Below are 17,903 nucleotides of genomic sequence, written 5' to 3'. Positions count from 1 at the left end.
TTGCTAATACTATTCGTTGACTAGTTATTTATCGATAGCTAATTTGCTTATTAATAATAATTTATTTGTAGTGAGAACTTATAATGACTCAATCTATTCGCTCTAGCAAAACCTCAAAAGCTAAAACCATCAAAACGACGGTTATGCATGTGGCCGTACTGGCAGTAATGAGCACTGCGGTGATTGGGTGTAATCGCGGTATCAAACCCGTTGTCAATGATCCGGTAAAGCTAGTACAGATTGCTCAGCCTATTAGTGTACTACAACCTGTTTTTAGTACGGATGTCGGTAATAAAAAAGCCAGTAAAAAAGATCCACTAGATTTGCAGGTTGGTTATACCAATGAACAAATCGTTACTGCATCACGCGGTGGTGAATTGACTGGTTTTAATAATACTGGTGAGCGTCTATGGTCAGTGAATGTTGACGAACAAATCACTGGTGGTGTCGCTTTAGATGCATTGAGCCAAACCGCAATTATTAGCACGCGCAGTGGTAAGATAATGGCGTTTGATAGTGCCACTGGTGAAAAACGCTGGCAGCAACAGCTATCAGGGTCAGTTTTGACACCAGCGCTCATTACCAATAATCGTGTCGTTTTATCAGCAAACAACGGCTTTTTGCACGGCTTATCACTACAAACTGGACAGTCTGTATGGCAGTTTGCTACACAAGTACCCGCTATCAGCGTGCGTGGCAGTGCGGCACCGACATTATTAGATAGCAAGACGGCACTATTGGCCACAGCTGATGGACGTTTGCATGCAGTAACAGCAGATAATGGCTTGCCACAGTGGTCAAGACGCGTTGGCGTTGGTGCTGGCAGCAGTGAAGTTGAGCGCATGAGTGATGTTGATGGCGCGCCTATCGTTGATAAAAATCAAATGTTTGCCATTAGTTATAGTGGTCAATTATTAGGTATTGATTTGGCATCGCGTCAAGTGATGTTCGTCAATGAACAAGCCAGCTTAAAAGCGCTTGCCGTCAACACTCAGCAAGTCATTGCGACTGGTTTAGATGGTAAGGTTGTGGCTTACGATCGCAACACTGGTGCAGTATTGTGGGAAAGTGAAGAGTTGGCTTATCGTCATTTGACCAATCCTGTGATGATTGGAAACTATATTGCAGTTGGTGACTTAGACGGTGTGGTGCATTTATTTAACCCTGCTAGTGGTAAAATCGTCAGCCGCGTAGAAACCAAAGGTGCGTTAAGCAGCTTGCAGGTACAAGGCAGTCGTTTGATGACTCAAAGTACTTCAGGACAGGTCGCAATCTGGCAGTTGGCACGCTAAGATATTGATTGATAAGCATTAAATTAAATAATATGTTTTAATATAGTTGGTTCAGTTTAAAAGAGAGTCAAGGCAACCGAGTGCAGATGTATCTCTGATACTTCAAGCGAGGTTAACGCTATCACTCTTTTATAGAGGATTGATTATAGTGCTATTATGCGATTTGATTGATCTTGATATTATAAAATACAAACGCTGCTTAGTCAGCGTTTAGTGCCTTGTGTAAATGACTTGTTTAAACACAGGCTTTCGCGTACTCTATGCGACCGATACGCCATAGGCGTTATCTATATATATTGTTTATACAACATGTAGTTCCCCTTATATAGCATGCATTAATTGCAAAATAGTTGATTCTTGTTTTTGCTATCGTTTTATTATTTATTTTAATTTACGGTCAAGTGCGGTAAGTTCGCTGTTATGTTTTGGTTATCAGAATAACTGTACTGTCCGTCATTTTGCCTTTCACTGAGAGTAATCCATGAGTATCAAGCCTGTGGTCGCCTTAATTGGTCGTCCAAACGTCGGTAAATCCACCTTATTTAATCAGTTCACAAAAAGTCGGCAGGCATTGGTTGCTGATTTATCAGGACTGACTCGTGACCGTCAATACGGTGATGCTACTTATGAAGATAAGTCTTTCATTGTTGTAGACACTGGTGGTATCGGTGAGGCGGATGATGGTAGCGGTAACATCGATGATTATATGTCTGAACAGTCGCATACTGCGATTCACGAAGCTGATATCATTGTATTCGTCGTTGATGCTCGTGCTGGTATGATTGGTGCCGACGCTGAGGTTGGTAAGTTTTTGCACACACTTGGCAAGCCAGTATATGTTGTCGCCGACAAAGTCGATGGCGTCCATGATGCTGCGCCTGCAGAATTCTATGCATTAGGATTGGGCGAGCCGTACCCAATGGCTGCCAGTCATGGTCGCGGTGTTGGTAATTTGCTTGAAGTATTAACAGCGGATATGCCTGAGCAAGATAACATTGTAGAGCCAAGAGGCTTGAAGCTTGCTATTATTGGTCGTCCAAATGTTGGTAAATCAACGCTAGTGAACCGTCTATTAGGTGAAGATCGAGTCGTGGTTTTCGATATGCCTGGTACCACACGCGACAGTATTTATATTCCTTATAAGCGTGAAGGTAAAGACTACGTATTGATTGATACCGCTGGTGTACGCCGCCGCGGTAAAATCGATGAAAAAGTAGAAAAATTCTCTGTCATCAAAACCTTGCAAGCAATCGAAGATTCTAACGTCACCGTCATTGTAATTGATGCTCATGAAGGTATCGTCGACCAAGATTTACATATGATTGGCTATGCACTTGATGCGGGTCGTGCATTGGTAGTGGCGATTAATAAATGGGATGGTCTGACTCAAGATCAAAGAGACTATATTAAAATTGAGATGGATCGTCGTTTCAACTTTATCCCTTATGTGAAAATTCATTTGATATCGGCGCTGCATGGTACTGGTGTGGGTAATTTATATCCGTCTATCTTACGCGCTTATAAATCATCTATGTTTGAAGTATCAACCAACCGTTTGACTCAGATTTTGCAGGATGCCGTAACTGCAAACCCACCACCAACCGTGTCTGGTCGTCGCATTAAATTACGCTATGCACATATTGGTGGTCACAACCCACCAGTGATTGTTATTCATGGTAACCAGACCAGCTCATTACCTAAGAGCTATCAGCGCTATCTTGAAAACCAGTTCCGTCAGGTATTCAAGCTCGAAGGTACGCCGCTTAATGTTATTCTTAAACAAAATGACAATCCATATGCGAACAAGAGCGATACTCCTACCAAAGCGAAAGAACAGCAGTTGCGTCAACGTGAGCGCAACCGAGCACAAAAATTCACCACCAAAGATAAAAAACCTCGTAAATAGATAAGACAGTTGACTCATTCACTACTACTTTATCGTGCCATAGAGCACGATAAAGTAAGCTGTACGCTACTGTATCTGTGGTTGCTTTAGCTGTCATGAAGAGTGAGTATCTATCAGTTTCACCTATCACACCTTCCTAGTAGCTGTAGTATAAATCAATGTTATCTTGACTTAGTTGAGTGATATGAACAGCCGTTCACCGCAAACCATCTCTGTGCTAATCCGGCGTTCTGTCGCACAGGCCCTCATACTAGCTGTGTTAGTAGGCTTTTTATTGTCTTTTATTTATGGTTTAGTCTATCACTACACAGAAAAATATAGGCATGTGCAACAGCTAGCCACTTTACTAACGACCAGTGCATCGACGGCTGATAGTGCCGATGTTGTGTCTGAGCAAGTGAGGTTTTTATTAGAGAATGAACCAAGTATCAAAAGTATCTTGTTCTATTCAACACCTCAGCCTGTTGATGATGTCAGCCAATCAAAGGACGATTGGAGAACGGCATTATTTGCAGATACCGTCAGCTTTAACTATCCGGTAACCAGCAACTATATTAATATCGATAGTGACGTCAATGCATTAAAGCCTAAACAGCAATCGGCTACCACTTTATTAGGCAATAAAAATGAGCCGTCAGCAGCTGATAAAGTCGATAAAGACAGTGCACTAGTTGGCTATATTAATATCACTTTAGATGTGCAACAACTTCGGTCGCATTGGTATCGTAGCAACTTGCTGCTATGGCTCTTTACTACCATACTGGCAGTGCTTTGGGCTTTATATTTTTTACGTAAACTCAAATGGCCAGTCAGAGATATTGAATCTCTGACCGAAGCCTGTGACATCGTGTTAAAAAACACAGAGCTTGAGCAGTTACCAGTTATTCCGCAACATTTTAATTTTCAAGAGCTGATGCTAATTAAAGAAGCCTTTATAGCCTTGTTTAATCGTTTACAAAAAGTTAGCCTAGATTATGAATCGCTTGCGACTTTTGAAAAGCAGTTGCATAGCAAAGATTTGTCTCTCGATGTGCAGCTGCATAACTTTCAAAGTATGATAACCCATGAGTTGAAAACCTCGCTAAATGCTATCGTGGGCGGTTTGCAGTTATTGGATCACGACCTACTCAATAGAGAGCAAAAAGATGCTATTGAAATCATTAGTAGTGGTAGTGATAAATTGGTATCGTCGCTTGACCATATCATCCAGTTGAATCAAATACAAAAAGGTCAGGTAACTATCAATTCTATCGAATTCAATCCATTACAATTGATTGCAGATCTTTTAGCAGAGTTTGATCCTGTTGCTCAGAAAAAAGGCTTAGTATTAACCAGCCGTATTCATCATATCGACTATAGTCTTACGGGCGATGCTGAAAAAATACAACAAATTCTATCGATGTTACTCAGTAATGCAATCAAGTTTACGCCTGCTGGACAAGTGATTATTACGTCGCAATTGACCCATTTTGATAAAAGTAATCGTTGGCAAATCAGTGTGAAAGATACCGGTATTGGTATCGACCGCAATCATATAGAGGATATCTTTAATCCATTTTTTCAGGTAGATTCATCACAAACTCGGCAGTATGAAGGGTCAGGTGTTGGGTTGCCTGTCGTTAAGCAGATAGCGCAGCTTATGGGTGCCACTATCGAAGTGGATAGTACGCTAGGACTAGGTACAGAGTTTACGCTGACGGTCATAATGCCTAACCAACATCAGTCTCAGCAGCAACAGCTATTGGCTGGGTTGACGGTCATTTATTATTACTATCATGAAGTGGGTTTTTTAGGGAATGAATTGGAGCGTTTGGGTGCGACAGTCATCTACCATCAGCATGAACAATTGGTTATGGATGAGATGAGCGTCAAAAAAATAAATATGGTCATGTTTGCAGAGGATATCTTGGTAAATAAAGCCGAATCCTTGGCCGATCTCATCCGTCGATCTGAAAGCGAGCACCGTGCGTTATTAGTGTATTGGTACTCACCGCATCGAGCCCAGTACTTAGACAGTTTTGAGCATGGTTTGAAGGTTGCAGGTATCGATTACTGTCGTAGTGCTACTTATAAAGGTAAGGCTTTGAGTGATCTGCTGCAGCGCTGGTTGATATGGAAATAAGCTAAGCTGTCCCTTATCTCTTATCCTTTATCTCTTATCACAATCAATAAAAAAGACGCCCTATATCAAGGCGTCTTTTTTATTGGACAACATGCTTATCAGGCATGTTGTTCATATCTAATATTATGCTTAAAAGAGGTTCTGTACCCAACGTGCGAGACGTTGCCAAGTACGGCTCATAAAGCCTGACTCTTCAATATCGCTAGTCGCAATGATAGGCACTGATGCTACGGCCTTGCCATCAATAACAGCCATCATTTTGCCAATTTCTTGACCTTTTTTGATAGGTGCTTCTATGCTTTCAGGGATATCAACCACAGTAGTGATTTTATTCTTTTGCGTTTTGCTGGTTAGAATTTGTAAGTTGTCAGCAGTCGCTAGCTCAACCTCATCCGCTTCACCAAACCAGACAGGGACTTTGCTGACGAATTGTCCAGCAGGCGCTTTGGTAACAGTAGTGAAGTGGCCAAAGCCCCAGTTCAACAATTCACGTGATTGATCAGCACGGGCTTGTTGGCTCTTGGTACCCATGATGACAGAAATCAGACGCATACCATCGCGATTACTTGAAGCAACCAAGCAATAGCCTGCAGCATCAGTGTGGCCAGTTTTTAGGCCGTCAACGGTTGGGTCAGTAATGAGCAAAGCATTACGGTTACCTTGAGTAATGCCGTTATAGGTAAACTCTTTTTCTGAATAAATACCGTAGTAATCGCCGCTGTTTTTAATGATAGCACGCGCAAGTTTAGATAAATCTAAAGCAGATGCTAAGTGGCCTTCATCAGGCATACCAGTCGCATTGACAAAATTAGAGTTCTCCATGCCAATTTTTTCTGCTTGCTCATTCATCAAGATAGCAAATGATGCTTCGCTACCGGCAATGTGCTCAGCCATTGCTTTTGACGCATCGTTACCTGATTGAATGATAATACCGCGTAGCATGTCAATGACACTAGCTGTCTTATTCACTGGCACATACATACAAGACTGGCTGCTACTGCCACGGCACCAAGCGTTTGGGCTCATCAACACTTGATCATCTTCTTTGAGGTCACCTGATGCTAAGCGCTGCTCAATGATATAGCTGGTCATCATTTTTGTCAGAGATGCTGGTGGTAAAGACTCGTTGGCATTTTTTTGAGCCAAGATTTCACCAGTATTGTAATCCATTAATACATAGGCGGTATTGTCCATCTCAGGCGGCTGTATGGCAGCACTGGCCATCACTGCACTCATTGAGATACTTACACCAACTACCAGCTGTACAAGCTGATTTTTTACACGCTTTACTGTCATATATCGTTACACCGCATCATGGAACCAAATGTATCTATTGCTTGTATCCTGTACTAATTTTCATACATTATTTTAAGCAGCATGTCTTAAATGCAGTGTTTAAAATAATGTATCGACGAAAATATGAATGACTGCGCAATAGACATAAAATTAACGCCTTATCTTAGCAAAATGACAACCGATGGGGAATCGATAAATACAAAAAATAAGGCACGACTAAAAACAAAGAAGAATATTTAGGGAAGGTTTGGTTATAGCCACAAAAAAGCCTGCTGCACCGTCTATTATTTTGAGCGGGGCTACAGCAAGCTTTTTATTTTACAAAGTAAATCACACAGTTTTTAAGTCAATTTCTATATAGAGATGAAATAATCTATTCTATATAGTTGATACCGCTGTTTTATTATCGTTAATGGTAGCGGGTTTTATCAAGCGACTATTTAGTAAGCCAGTTATTAATGTCTAGCGACTAATATTCAGCATTTGCTAGGTCTTCACATAGTGCTTTATTTTCTTGCTTTGAGAAGCCCATTGTCCAACTACGAATACCTTGTAGGATTTGACGGTAGTCTTGTTGAGTTGATAGATATTGAATAGCCGCTTTTGGATCTTCTAGAGATGGCATCAGTTCGTGCAGCTGCACACCATAGGATTTATAAAAACGCTGTTTTTGGTTGCCATTCAGCATCGGTGGACATATCTCTGACAACACTTGCATTACCGCAATTTCATGCTTGGTTATGTTTACGCCAGCCATATCTAAAGGTATGGTTGTATCAGGGTTATTCGCCGCAAAAGATGCTTGAGATAGCATAGCAGCAGACGTTATTAGTCCTGCAAGACCAAATTTTGGTGCAGTTTTCGCTATGACAGAAGCTATAGATAATATCGATTGATTTTTCATTTAGCATTACACTCGCTTATCTTTATTTGATGGTCATATGTTAATGGCTAAAAAAACAAAAGTCACATAAAATATTGACTTATGTGTAGATGTCTTGTGAGCCAAAGGCATTTCCTAGCAACATATCAGCAGCATATACTTGTAAGTTACGTCAGCATAAAAATATAAGTTTATATTGTTGTCCGTTGTTGCCTATTGTAACGTGGAGAGCAATGTTTTTGCCTCTGCCGATTCAGCGACTATACGGATAAAGTCGTTGGTAAGATAACAAATCAGCTAGATTCTAAGCAAAGACAGGGTTCGTGTCAGGATACTATGTAGGGTATAATCTTTCATCATTATGATTGCACCATAGCCTTGATATACTGAACTAATATCGTGAAATTTTTTCATGGCTGTGATGTTTTCGGTTCTAATTATAGCAATTTTATGCCGATAAAGTTCATAAGTGGACAGGCGGTCATTTATAAATATATTGAGTAGCAATGAAATTTTTGATTAGTAATGATGATGGGGTTTATGCGCCAGGGTTGTTGGCACTGTATCAGGCATTGTCTACCATTGGTGACGTGGTGGTGGTTGCGCCAAATAGTGAGCAGAGTGGTTACGCGAGTGCATTGAGTGTGACCACGCCATTGCATACTCATGAACTGCCATCTGGCTTTATCGCTGTGAATGGCTCGCCTGCGGACTGTATTTATTTAGCATTACATGAGTTGTATCGTCATACGCGCTTTGACTATGTGATTACAGGTATTAATTCAGGTGCTAATTTAGGGCAGGATGTTATGTTCTCTGGCACCTTTGGAGCAGCCTTAACCGCGCAGCTTTTTGGTGTGCCAGCCATCGCAACCTCTTTAGTAGGCGGCGGTGCCAAAAGGGGTGGGCAAGAGCAAGTTAGTGATTATCAGCTGGCGGCAAATGAGATAGTTAAGCTATTAGCCGAAACATCACTATTAGATGCCTGCAAAAATTTGCCCTATCACGTATTAAACGTTAATATTCCGGATGTTAATCATGCCGATGAGATCAAAGGTCGTAAGATAACCTCGTTGGGGCATCGTCAGGTTGCCCGTCCTGTGCATCATGTAGTTGATCCACGCGGGCGAGATGCCTATTGGCTGTCGCTACGTAAATGTAAACATGAGTTGCCAGAAAAAACGGAAGATATGCCGTCATCTGCCATACAATTAACAGATGACCAAGCAGTGGCAGCAGGTTATATTAGCCTATCACCAGTGCGACTCCATCATACGCCAGCCGCTGCGCTAGACAGTTTATCTGCGTTAGCTTTATAAATGCGCTGTATAAAACGATGAGTGGTGCTAGGTAAGTGGTGAAAGGCAAAATAATGCGTTGATTATCAAATGATGGATAATGGTCATTATCAAATATTTAAGTAGTATAAAAGTTAGCAACATGCTTGTGAGTCACACAAGACGTTTGTGAATAACGTAAAAAATAGGAAACCTTGTATGAAGAAGCTTATTGCTGGATCACGCTTTACAACAGCGGCATTGATTGGCACTCTAACAGTCGCAACCTTAACGATAGTCGGTTGTGCCACCAAACCTACTTACCAATCAGCTAATCAAGCTGGTCCTACGATTGTCACCAATGCACAAGGCATTCCTAACTATCATCGTGTGCAACGCGGCGATACAGTCAGTCAAATCGCCGAGCGCTATCGTGTCAGTTACCGTCAAATCGGCGCACTTAATAACTTAGACAGCAAGTATACGATTTATAGTGGTCAGTGGCTCAAGCTATGGCAAGGCAGCCAAGAGACGACAGCGAATAACACGTATACACAGCCTAAGCAAACCTATACACCTCCTGTAACCAGTGCGCCTCAGAATAACTCGCAAAATCCTGTCTATGCAGTGACGGCAAACGCAACGTCAGGTTATGAATATCCGAGTCGCAATCAAGTCACTCGTAATTTCGATGTGGCAGCTGGCACGATGGGTATGTGGTTTGCTGGTAATGTTGGTGATCCAGTGCTTGCCAGCCAAGCAGGAACAGTGCTCTACTCAGGTAATGGTCTGACAGAATATGGCAACCTTATTATGATTCGTCATAGTGATAACTACATCACTGCCTATGCACACAATAGTGAGCTACTTGTCAAAGAAGGCGATACGGTACAGCTGGGTCAACGTATTGCAAATATGGGCAACAGTGGTACAACCAACCAAGTGGGATTGGAGTTCCAAGTACGTTTAAATGGTAATCCTATCGACCCACGTGCGGTATTGGGACGTTAAGTTTGACACCGTGTTTTTAATTGCTTGGCGAATTTAGTGGCGTTACTGACATTGCTTTATGAACGCGATTTGCATAAAGTTGTGTTGTTTGAGTCACTTTACTTATTCATACCTGAGAATTTTTATGATGTTAAAAAAACAGTACATTGCTTTTTTCCCAGCTCTAGTCATGGTTGGGTGTACGAGCCAACAGGCCATGCAAGAGTCTAACAAGCCCGTGCGTCAAGGCAATGTTGAGATTACCCAGACTCAAACAATACAAGTGAAACCAACACCAAAGCCAGTAGTCACGCCGCCACCAGTGGCAAAGCCAAGCTATAACAGCTTTTATGACTGGAAGTCGGATTTTTCCATGCGTGCGATTGCATCAGGTAATGATGCGGCAACCGTTCGTCGTTTGCTTGACTCAGCTTACTTAAATCAACAAGTGATTTCATTAGACTCAGGACAGCCAGAGTTCTCTAAGATGCCTTGGGAATATGTAGACTCTGCTGTATCCGATGGGCGCGTAAGTACTGGTAAGCGTAAGTTTGCCGAACAACGTGCATATCTGTCGCAGTTAGAATCACAGTATGGTGTGAGTGCAGCAATTGTCGCTGCTATCTGGGGTATGGAGTCTTCATATGGTGTTGTGACTGGTAATAGTAGTTTGCCAAGCTCATTGGGTAGTTTGGCTTATGACGGTCGCCGCCAAGAGTTTGCAGAAACTCAATTACTGTCATTAGCGACGCTATTACAGCGTGGTGATGTGTCATGGTCTCAGCTTGAGGGCTCTTGGGCTGGTGGTATGGGTCAAACTCAATTCATCCCTGCCACATGGCTTAAACATGGCGTCGATGGTGATGGTGATGGTCATCGTAACCCATGGGCCACTGGTGATGCCTTGGCTTCTACGGCTAATTACCTAAGCAACTCAGGTTGGGTTCGTGGGTTGGCGCCGTTTTATGAAGCAACGGTTCCTACCTCGTTCGATTATTCAACCGTTGGTAGTAAGCAGTCTGCGGCTAGATGGGCTGCAATGGGCGTTGACACAATAGCGGATGTGTCGTTAGATGCTAATACAGAAATGGAGCTATGGCTGCCAGCTGGTAAGGATGGCCCAGTACTATTGTTAAGCCCAAACTTTGATGTAATCAAGGTCTATAACAATTCATCAAGCTATGCCCTAGGGGTGAGCTTATTGGGTAAAGCAATTACGGGACAAGGCGGCTTGCAAAAGTCATGGCCGCGCTATGAGCGTCCGTTATCGACTACTCAGGTACGCAATTTACAACAGCGCTTGACCAGTGCAGGTTACGACACAAAAGGCGCGGATGGCATTGTTGGTACTAATACTCGTATGGCATTCCAACGCTGGCAGGGAGATAATGGTCAGACTCCAGATGGCTTTATTACCCAGCGTAGCGCGTCTTCATTGGCATCATGGTGAGAGAAGCTATTGCTGTTGATACGTGATATAAGTGCCACTGTTTTTGACCGCTAATGTTTCAATGATTACGTTACTTTGTTCTACAAAAAGCACCTTGCCAAGGTGCTTTTTTTGCCTCAGTCTATGGGTGGTTTTGCTGTTATCTATCGAGACGATGAGTAGGGAGCACTCAAGCTGAATCTACTGCACTTTTGTCAGAACTTATCAGGACAAGGTTCGTACAAGAAAATTACGACTGTGAGTGCTAGACTCTAGGGCGTGTCCTCAATTCAATCGATAGTTATCTAAATGGGTTAAAAATGGCTAAATCTTGCCAAACGGCGTCGAATAGCTGACTAATATCTCGATATTATCTGCGCTATTTTTCTTGTTTGACTGCAATTTATCTCATTTTTATCATCATTTTTAAAATGAGGACACGCCCTAGAAAATGGATTTTTTAAACCACGTTTTTTAACAGCAGTTTTTAGATGATAGTTTTCGAATAACAGTTTTTAAATAATAAATAAATAGAATGACCCAAAGAGTGTGCGATATGATTACCATGGAAGAACTACAAGCGGCGATAAAGCAGCGTATAAATAACTATAACGATACCGACTTTCCACTACAAAACAGAGCGCTACTTACTTGTGATTTATTAGGCAGTCGCAACCATATCTTGGCGCAAAACATCACCTCGACATTTGATGTGCCCAGGCAGAATCTATCTGCGATGGATGGCTATGCGATTGCTAAAGGTAGCGAGCTATCAATAGACAGCGCTATCGACATTATTGGAGAGTCTCAAGCTGGCTGCGCTTATACAGGTGAACTGGTAGCAGGGCAAGGTGTCCGTATTTTTACCGGTGCGGTAGTGCCAGACGGTTGTAATACGGTTATCATGCAAGAAAACACCAATTTTGTAGATATCAAGGCTACTGTAGACAAGTCGCGGTCTTATCCCATAACGCTGACGCAAATGGCCAAAGCTGATAGCAATATCCGCTCGCAAGGCGAAGAGATTGAGTCTGGTGAAGTTGTCCTCAAGATAGGCAAGCGTATTAACCCTGCCGATATCAGCTTACTGGCAAATTTAGGTATCAGCCAAGTTCGTATATTTGAGCCGCTGACGGTAGGTGTTCTAGCAACTGGTGATGAACTTGTGGCGATTGGCAGTGAGCTTACCAGCCTCGCGCAAATATATAACTCCAATACCCCAACGCTTAAAAGCCTCCTATCCGATTTACCTGTTACCATTCGTGACTACGGCATTGTTCCTGATAACTTAGAGCAGACGACCGCTGCTGTTCATGATGCCATGCAAGACTGTGATGTCATTATCTCGACAGCGGGCGTGTCTGTTGGTGATTATGATTTTTTGACCACTGTGATTGAGCAGTTAGGTCAAATTAATCACTATAAAGTCGCGATGAAGCCAGGCAAGCCTTTTGTGTTTGGTGAATTAAACAAAGACATTGATAAGCCAGTGCTGTACTTTGGTCTACCGGGTAATCCATTATCCACAGTCGTTGGCGCGCTACAGTTTGTGATACCAGCACTGTGGCAGATGTCAGGCGCGGACCCGTTAGAGCAACCTATGCAGCTGAGCATTCAAGCTACACTCACCAATGACATCAGAAAATCAGCAGGTCGTAAAGACTTCCAGCGCGGTGTGTTGTCACAGAATGCAGTAGGCAGTTATGAAGTCGAGAGCTTCACCAGTCAGCAGTCTCATAGAATCAAGCAGCTTAGCCGTGCCAATTGTTTTATTGTATTGGATAAAGACAGCGGTAATGTCTCTGCAAATAGTACGGTCACGGTGCAACCTTTTCCTTGGTTATATAATTAATTCTCCATGTGTTAACTTACTATAAGATAATTATTAAACAGCCAATAATGACTTTTACGATGGTATGCTAAACGCAAATAATAAAGTAATGCTTATAGATAGTAAGCAAGACTGACGGTAGTAAAATATGAGTGATAATAACGTCAAAATAGGCAGTGCTCAACAGTACTCGCCACTGGAAGACTACGAACCTCTAACGGATGGATTTTCACGTCGTCTGACTTATCTGCGTCTATCTATCACTGATTTTTGTAATTTTAGCTGTGAATACTGTTTACCAAATGGCTATCAAGGCAAGCGCCCTGATGACGAATTGAGTGTGCCTGAGATTGCCACATTAATACGTGGCTTTGCCCAAGTAGGGACTAAAAAAGTCAGGATTACTGGTGGTGAACCTTCTATCCGCCGCGATGTTGTTGAGATTATAAAAACCATTAAACAAACCAAAGGTATTGAAACGGTGGCGATGACCAGTAATGGTTATAAGCTCGGCAAGCATTTAGCCAGTTGGCAAGCCGCAGGACTGGATCAGCTCAATATCAGTATGGATAGCTTTGATGCCGCGACTTTTCATAAGTTGACGGGCTTTAATAGTTTGCCGCAGCTGCTCATCGATATGGATACGCTACTAGAAACGACAGATATTAAACTCAAAATAAACGGTGTTTTGATGGCAGAGACGGCCTTTGAAAACCTCATGGATGCCATCGACTATGTAAAACACAGAAAAGTCACCTATCGTTTTATCGAGTTTATGCAGACCAGTGATAATAGCGATCTGTTTTTTGCCCAGCATGCGCAGTCTGATATCATCACTGACTATCTATTGGATCATGGCTGGCAACCACATGAGCGTGGGAGTAGCGATGGCCCAGCGGTAGAGTACAGTCATCCTGAATATGTAGGCCGTATCGGTATGATCGCGCCTTATGCCGCGCATTTTTGCGATACCTGTAACCGCTTGCGAGTCAGTAGCCAAGGTAAAGTGCATTTATGTTTGTTCGATCAAGGCAATTATGATATTCGCCCGCATCTGCAGCAAAACAATGTACAAGGACTGGTGAATACCTTACATGACTTTATGCCGATCAAGCCTGAGCACCATCATCTGCACGACTCTAACAGTGGCATCATGCACAATCTATCAATCATCGGTGGTTAAGGTGTATAACCATTAAGCATGACACACGACATTGAATAGCTAGAGCGCCAACGACATTTTTAAACATACTATAAAATCATATGTATAAAGGACTTTTTATGAGTAAACCTGCTGCACAATTTACCCCACTTAATATAGCTGTATTGACCGTCTCGGACAGTCGTACGCTAGCACAAGACACGTCGGGGCAGTATTTAGCCGACAGTCTAGAAGAAGCAGGCCACCATCTGGCAGACCGTCAACTTATCACTGACGATATCTATCAGATTAGAGCCGTGATTAGTGGTTGGATTGCGGATCCAAAAGTCCATGCCGTTATCACGACTGGTGGCACAGGGTTTTTTATTAGAGACAGTATGCCAGAAGCGGTAAATGTACTGTTCGATAAGTCTATCGATGGCTTTGGTGAAATGTTCCGTCTGATCTCGAAAGATGAGATTGGCATGTCAACGGTACAGTCGCGAGCAGTGGCTGGCATGGCCAATGGCACGGGTATATTTTGCTTACCTGGCTCATCAGGTGCGTGTCGTACTGGTTGGGAAAATATCTTAAAAGACCAGTTTGATAGCCGTACACGTCCTTGTAACTTTGTGCCACACTTCTTGGCACAAAACCCAAGTCACGACTGATATTATCAATGACTACTACCTTAAATCATATAGACAGCTTGGCAGGCATCGTTATTTTAGCGGGTGGTGCCTCTAAGCGTATGGGTACGCCTAAAGCTGAGCTCATTCTGCCGACAGGGGAACGTCTGCTCGATTATCATGTCCGTCATGCGCTTGAGCTAACTGTGGCTGATACCAATCTGCCTATTATGATTGCAGACAATGGTCGCGGGTTTGATATTGATGCAGATTTAACGCGAAGCCGACCGTGCTCAGCAGTTTTTCGTATTTCTGATTATATTGCTAATGAGAGTGATGAGCCGATGGATACGGCTGGTGCATTGGCCGCTATTGAGTCTGCTATGCAAACATTGACGAATATAAATGATTCAGCGGCTGGTTCAGCGACCATAGATAAGAACAAGCCATCATGGCTAATGGTCATTAGTTGCGATAGTTTGATACCGGCGACTGATTTGTGGCACGAATTGCAACGGGCGAGTGCTCAAGCCGCTGATAAAAGAATAATTTGCTTAACAGATCACAGTCACTTGTACCCACTATTAGGACTCTATCAATTGGGCATTGAGCCTGATTTAAAAGCCTATATTGATAGTGGTCAGCGCCGAGTGATGCCATTTATTAAGCCTATGGTGCAGTCTGTACCCTTTGCAAAGAGCTGGCAGCACTTGACCAATTTTAATACGCCTGAAGATTTTGAACAGGCATGTACGGCTTTAAATAATTTATAAAAAGTCTATCGAGAGAAATCGTAAATGAATATCAGTAGCCAAGAAAACAACCAATCTACCTTATCTCATCTAGACAGTGACGGTGATATCACTATGGTTGATGTCAGTGGCAAGACCGCCACGACACGTGAGGCTCATGCTGTTGGGCAAGTGCGTTTTCCAAGCGAGATTTATACCCAAATTAAAGCCGCTGATGGCATGACCAAAAAGGGTAGTATCACCCAGACGGCACATATCGCAGGTATCATGGCGGCTAAGCGTACGCATGACCTTATTCCACTGTGTCATCCATTACCGTTAGATAAAATCGGCTTGAGCTTTGAGTATGATGATGCCAGCCATAGTATTAGTGTGAGCGCGACTGTCAAAGTCACCCACAAAACAGGGGTTGAGATGGAAGCGCTAACCGCAGTCAGTGTAGCTTGTTTGACTATTTATGACATGACCAAAGCATTGTCACATGACATTATTATTGATGGCATTCATTTGGTCAAAAAGACAGGCGGTAAATCCGAATATCAGCACAAATAACATGGTCCAATCTCGTTTGAACGCTTAGCAATATCATAAATATGAAGCTCGACAGCCTGTAATAAATGGAAGGTTTTATGAATACTACTGATGTTATAGATAATACTGATATAGAAAAAAATAGTGAATCGTTGATGACTATTAACATTCTATACTTCGCCAGTCTAGCCGATGAAGCGGGCTGTCATGAGGAAAAGGTAAGTGTTGACTCATCAATGTCGCTTAGTGATTTATATACACAGTTGAGTCAAACACATCGCTTCAGTCGTCCACAATCAGAGCTACGAGTGGCGGTGAATGATTATTTCGCTAAGTGGACAGATCCCATTTATGATGGTGATAGTGTGGTGTTTATCACGCCAGTCGCTGGTGGTTAAATAAATGGATAGATAGGTGTATAGGCGTTCATAACTATTCAACAGACCGTAGAATAAACAGAGACAATACATGACAGATAATGTTCATAGCCATTCGATGACTATCAAGCGTAGTGTGGATGAAGTATATGCAGTCGCTGAACGTGATGGTTTTGCTTTATTAGATGTAGCGATTGATGAGGACAGACTCAAAAAAACGCTTGATGATGATAGCTGCGGCGCATTTGTATGCTTTGAAGGTCGAGTACGCAATCATAATAATGCCACTAGTGTTGATCGTTTGACCTATTATGGTTATGAGGATTTGGCGATCAATCAAGGCCGTACCATTATAGAAGAAGCCAAAAAGCGTTTTGAGATTACTCATGCCGTTGCGATACATCGTATTGGTGCTTTAGAAGTGGGCGATGTGGCCATATGGGTGGGCGTTGTTTCTGCCCATCGTTACCCCGCTTTTGATGCATGCCGCTGGATACTAGACACGGTAAAGGCGGATATTCCTGTATGGAAACAAGAGTATTACGAGGATAGCTCTTCTAAATGGCTGAGCAATAATGGGTAAGTTAGCGTTATCAGCATCTACTGGGTTGCTAGTATTATTGAACGCTTGTACGCAAGAGAGTAGTAATGATATAGAGTCTAATGCCAACTCATCTGAGGCTGCCCAGACGCTACGTATCGCTGCTGCTGCCAACTTGTCTGATGTATTGCCTAGTATTATTGATGCGTATCAAGAAGATAATAATTTAGCTGAATCTGATATCGAGGTGACATATAGCTCATCAGGTAAGCTATATGCCCAAATAATTGCTGGTGCGCCTTATGATGTCTTCTTATCTGCGAATCAAGCATTTCCTGCAAAGCTTGCAAAAGAGAAAGAGGGTAGTCATTCAAACGAGATAGCATACCCTCCGTTTACTTATGCACAAGGTCAATTGGCACTATATAGTGTGACTAAATCATTCAATGAGCTCAATGTAGAGTCACTGGCTGATGCCTTTACGAATGACGCAACTGCTAAAATAACCATTGCCAATCCTGAGCTGGCTCCTTATGGCGCGTCTGCAAAATCCTATCTGCAGTCACAAAAAATATATGATAAATTAAATGCCGAAAAGCGCTTGATACAGGCAGAAAATATCAGCCAAACATTTCAGTATGCACATACCGCTAGTGTTGATTATGGCTTTGTGGCGCAGTCACAGCTTATCGCGATTAAAGCCAAGCCTGAGCAGTTTATGACGCTAAACCCAGACACCTATCCTGCTATATTGCAAGATGGCATCGTAATCAGTGACTCAGATATGGCAGTAGATTTTACTGACTATTTACGCTCAACAGCAGGGCAACAGCATTTCTTACAAGCTGGCTATTTGTCCGTACAGTAATCAAATACAACACCACTTTTATCTTTATTACCAGTAGG

The 17,903-nt window shown here is 42.5% G+C and carries 16 protein-coding genes; 14 read left to right on the top strand and 2 right to left on the bottom strand.

What is annotated here, in order from left to right:
* The first annotated feature begins 83 nt into the window (after positions 1–83).
* The 3 genes from bamB to JMW61_RS00570 all read left to right on the top strand — a co-directional run bounded on the left by bamB (position 84) and on the right by JMW61_RS00570 (position 5,320).
* Positions 84–1,292 carry an outer membrane protein assembly factor BamB gene (gene bamB, locus JMW61_RS00580; RefSeq protein ID WP_201548498.1) on the top strand — a complete coding sequence of 403 codons (1,209 nt, stop codon included), beginning with the start codon at positions 84–86 and terminating at the stop codon, positions 1,290–1,292.
* A 481-nt stretch (positions 1,293–1,773) separates the two neighbouring features.
* A complete protein-coding gene (gene der, locus JMW61_RS00575) occupies positions 1,774–3,198 on the top strand; it encodes a ribosome biogenesis GTPase Der (protein ID WP_201548495.1) in 1,425 nt (474 codons plus the stop codon).
* A gap of 184 nt (positions 3,199–3,382) precedes the next feature.
* Positions 3,383–5,320 (top strand): sensor histidine kinase, encoded by a 1,938-nt coding sequence (locus JMW61_RS00570; RefSeq protein ID WP_201548493.1) that lies wholly within the window; start codon positions 3,383–3,385, stop codon positions 5,318–5,320.
* Between the two features lie 129 nt (positions 5,321–5,449).
* Here JMW61_RS00570 and JMW61_RS00565 read toward each other — a convergent pair whose 3' ends face one another.
* A complete protein-coding gene (locus tag JMW61_RS00565) occupies positions 5,450–6,616 on the bottom strand; it encodes a D-alanyl-D-alanine carboxypeptidase family protein (protein WP_201548491.1) in 1,167 nt (388 codons plus the stop codon).
* Positions 6,617–7,085: 469 nt separating this feature from the next.
* A complete protein-coding gene (locus JMW61_RS00560) occupies positions 7,086–7,520 on the bottom strand; it encodes an MCR_0457 family protein (RefSeq protein WP_110922327.1) in 435 nt (144 codons plus the stop codon).
* Between the two features lie 485 nt (positions 7,521–8,005).
* On the opposite strand from JMW61_RS00560, the gene surE reads away from it, so the two are divergent.
* The 11 genes from surE to modA all read left to right on the top strand — a co-directional run bounded on the left by surE (position 8,006) and on the right by modA (position 17,865).
* A complete protein-coding gene (surE, locus tag JMW61_RS00555) occupies positions 8,006–8,818 on the top strand; it encodes a 5'/3'-nucleotidase SurE (RefSeq protein ID WP_201548489.1) in 813 nt (270 codons plus the stop codon).
* 177 nt (positions 8,819–8,995) lie between these two features.
* Positions 8,996–9,787 carry a LysM peptidoglycan-binding domain-containing M23 family metallopeptidase gene (locus tag JMW61_RS00550; protein WP_197218361.1) on the top strand — a complete coding sequence of 264 codons (792 nt, stop codon included), beginning with the start codon at positions 8,996–8,998 and terminating at the stop codon, positions 9,785–9,787.
* A gap of 124 nt (positions 9,788–9,911) precedes the next feature.
* Positions 9,912–11,216 (top strand): lytic murein transglycosylase, encoded by a 1,305-nt coding sequence (locus JMW61_RS00545; RefSeq protein ID WP_201548480.1) that lies wholly within the window; start codon positions 9,912–9,914, stop codon positions 11,214–11,216.
* A 535-nt stretch (positions 11,217–11,751) separates the two neighbouring features.
* Positions 11,752–13,047 carry a molybdopterin molybdotransferase MoeA gene (locus JMW61_RS00540; protein ID WP_201548478.1) on the top strand — a complete coding sequence of 432 codons (1,296 nt, stop codon included), beginning with the start codon at positions 11,752–11,754 and terminating at the stop codon, positions 13,045–13,047.
* 127 nt (positions 13,048–13,174) lie between these two features.
* Complete coding sequence (gene moaA, locus JMW61_RS00535) at positions 13,175–14,209, top strand: GTP 3',8-cyclase MoaA (RefSeq protein WP_201548476.1); 1,035 nt, start codon at positions 13,175–13,177, stop codon at positions 14,207–14,209.
* Positions 14,210–14,307: 98 nt separating this feature from the next.
* Positions 14,308–14,838 carry a molybdenum cofactor biosynthesis protein B gene (gene moaB, locus JMW61_RS00530; protein WP_201548474.1) on the top strand — a complete coding sequence of 177 codons (531 nt, stop codon included), beginning with the start codon at positions 14,308–14,310 and terminating at the stop codon, positions 14,836–14,838.
* 8 nt (positions 14,839–14,846) lie between these two features.
* On the top strand, positions 14,847–15,569 hold the full coding sequence (gene mobA / locus JMW61_RS00525; protein WP_201548472.1) for a molybdenum cofactor guanylyltransferase: 723 nt from the start codon (positions 14,847–14,849) through the stop codon (positions 15,567–15,569).
* A gap of 24 nt (positions 15,570–15,593) precedes the next feature.
* Positions 15,594–16,100: a cyclic pyranopterin monophosphate synthase MoaC gene (gene moaC / locus JMW61_RS00520; protein ID WP_201548470.1), complete on the top strand. Its 507-nt coding sequence runs from the start codon at positions 15,594–15,596 to the stop codon at positions 16,098–16,100.
* A gap of 77 nt (positions 16,101–16,177) precedes the next feature.
* Positions 16,178–16,477 (top strand): MoaD/ThiS family protein, encoded by a 300-nt coding sequence (locus JMW61_RS00515; protein ID WP_227687326.1) that lies wholly within the window; start codon positions 16,178–16,180, stop codon positions 16,475–16,477.
* 70 nt (positions 16,478–16,547) lie between these two features.
* Positions 16,548–17,039, top strand: a complete 492-nt coding sequence (locus JMW61_RS00510) for a molybdenum cofactor biosynthesis protein MoaE (RefSeq protein ID WP_201548468.1) — start codon at positions 16,548–16,550, stop codon at positions 17,037–17,039.
* Positions 17,032–17,865 (top strand): molybdate ABC transporter substrate-binding protein, encoded by an 834-nt coding sequence (gene modA / locus JMW61_RS00505; protein ID WP_201548465.1) that lies wholly within the window; start codon positions 17,032–17,034, stop codon positions 17,863–17,865. The genes JMW61_RS00510 and modA overlap by 8 nt, the downstream gene beginning before the upstream one ends.
* The last annotated feature ends 38 nt before the right edge of the window (positions 17,866–17,903 follow it).

The sequence above is a fragment of the Psychrobacter fjordensis genome, from assembly GCF_904845995.1.
In the GTDB taxonomy this organism is placed as follows: Bacteria; Pseudomonadota; Gammaproteobacteria; order Pseudomonadales; family Moraxellaceae; genus Psychrobacter; species Psychrobacter fjordensis.
This window is presented reverse-complemented; position numbering and strand designations above follow the sequence as displayed.

Bases quoted from the DNA above. Each gene is read 5' to 3' on its own strand.
- bamB (WP_201548498.1), top strand. From the start codon at position 84: ATGACTCAATCTATTCGCTCTAGCAAAACCTCAAAAGCTAAAACCATC.
- der (WP_201548495.1), top strand. From the start codon at position 1,774: ATGAGTATCAAGCCTGTGGTCGCCTTAATTGGTCGTCCAAACGTCGGT.
- JMW61_RS00570 (WP_201548493.1), top strand. From the start codon at position 3,383: ATGAACAGCCGTTCACCGCAAACCATCTCTGTGCTAATCCGGCGTTCT.
- JMW61_RS00565 (WP_201548491.1), bottom strand. From the start codon at position 6,616: ATGACAGTAAAGCGTGTAAAAAATCAGCTTGTACAGCTGGTAGTTGGT.
- JMW61_RS00560 (WP_110922327.1), bottom strand. From the start codon at position 7,520: ATGAAAAATCAATCGATATTATCTATAGCTTCTGTCATAGCGAAAACT.
- surE (WP_201548489.1), top strand. From the start codon at position 8,006: ATGAAATTTTTGATTAGTAATGATGATGGGGTTTATGCGCCAGGGTTG.
- JMW61_RS00550 (WP_197218361.1), top strand. From the start codon at position 8,996: ATGAAGAAGCTTATTGCTGGATCACGCTTTACAACAGCGGCATTGATT.
- JMW61_RS00545 (WP_201548480.1), top strand. From the start codon at position 9,912: ATGATGTTAAAAAAACAGTACATTGCTTTTTTCCCAGCTCTAGTCATG.
- JMW61_RS00540 (WP_201548478.1), top strand. From the start codon at position 11,752: ATGATTACCATGGAAGAACTACAAGCGGCGATAAAGCAGCGTATAAAT.
- moaA (WP_201548476.1), top strand. From the start codon at position 13,175: ATGAGTGATAATAACGTCAAAATAGGCAGTGCTCAACAGTACTCGCCA.
- moaB (WP_201548474.1), top strand. From the start codon at position 14,308: ATGAGTAAACCTGCTGCACAATTTACCCCACTTAATATAGCTGTATTG.
- mobA (WP_201548472.1), top strand. From the start codon at position 14,847: ATGACTACTACCTTAAATCATATAGACAGCTTGGCAGGCATCGTTATT.
- moaC (WP_201548470.1), top strand. From the start codon at position 15,594: ATGAATATCAGTAGCCAAGAAAACAACCAATCTACCTTATCTCATCTA.
- JMW61_RS00515 (WP_227687326.1), top strand. From the start codon at position 16,178: ATGAATACTACTGATGTTATAGATAATACTGATATAGAAAAAAATAGT.
- JMW61_RS00510 (WP_201548468.1), top strand. From the start codon at position 16,548: ATGACAGATAATGTTCATAGCCATTCGATGACTATCAAGCGTAGTGTG.
- modA (WP_201548465.1), top strand. From the start codon at position 17,032: ATGGGTAAGTTAGCGTTATCAGCATCTACTGGGTTGCTAGTATTATTG.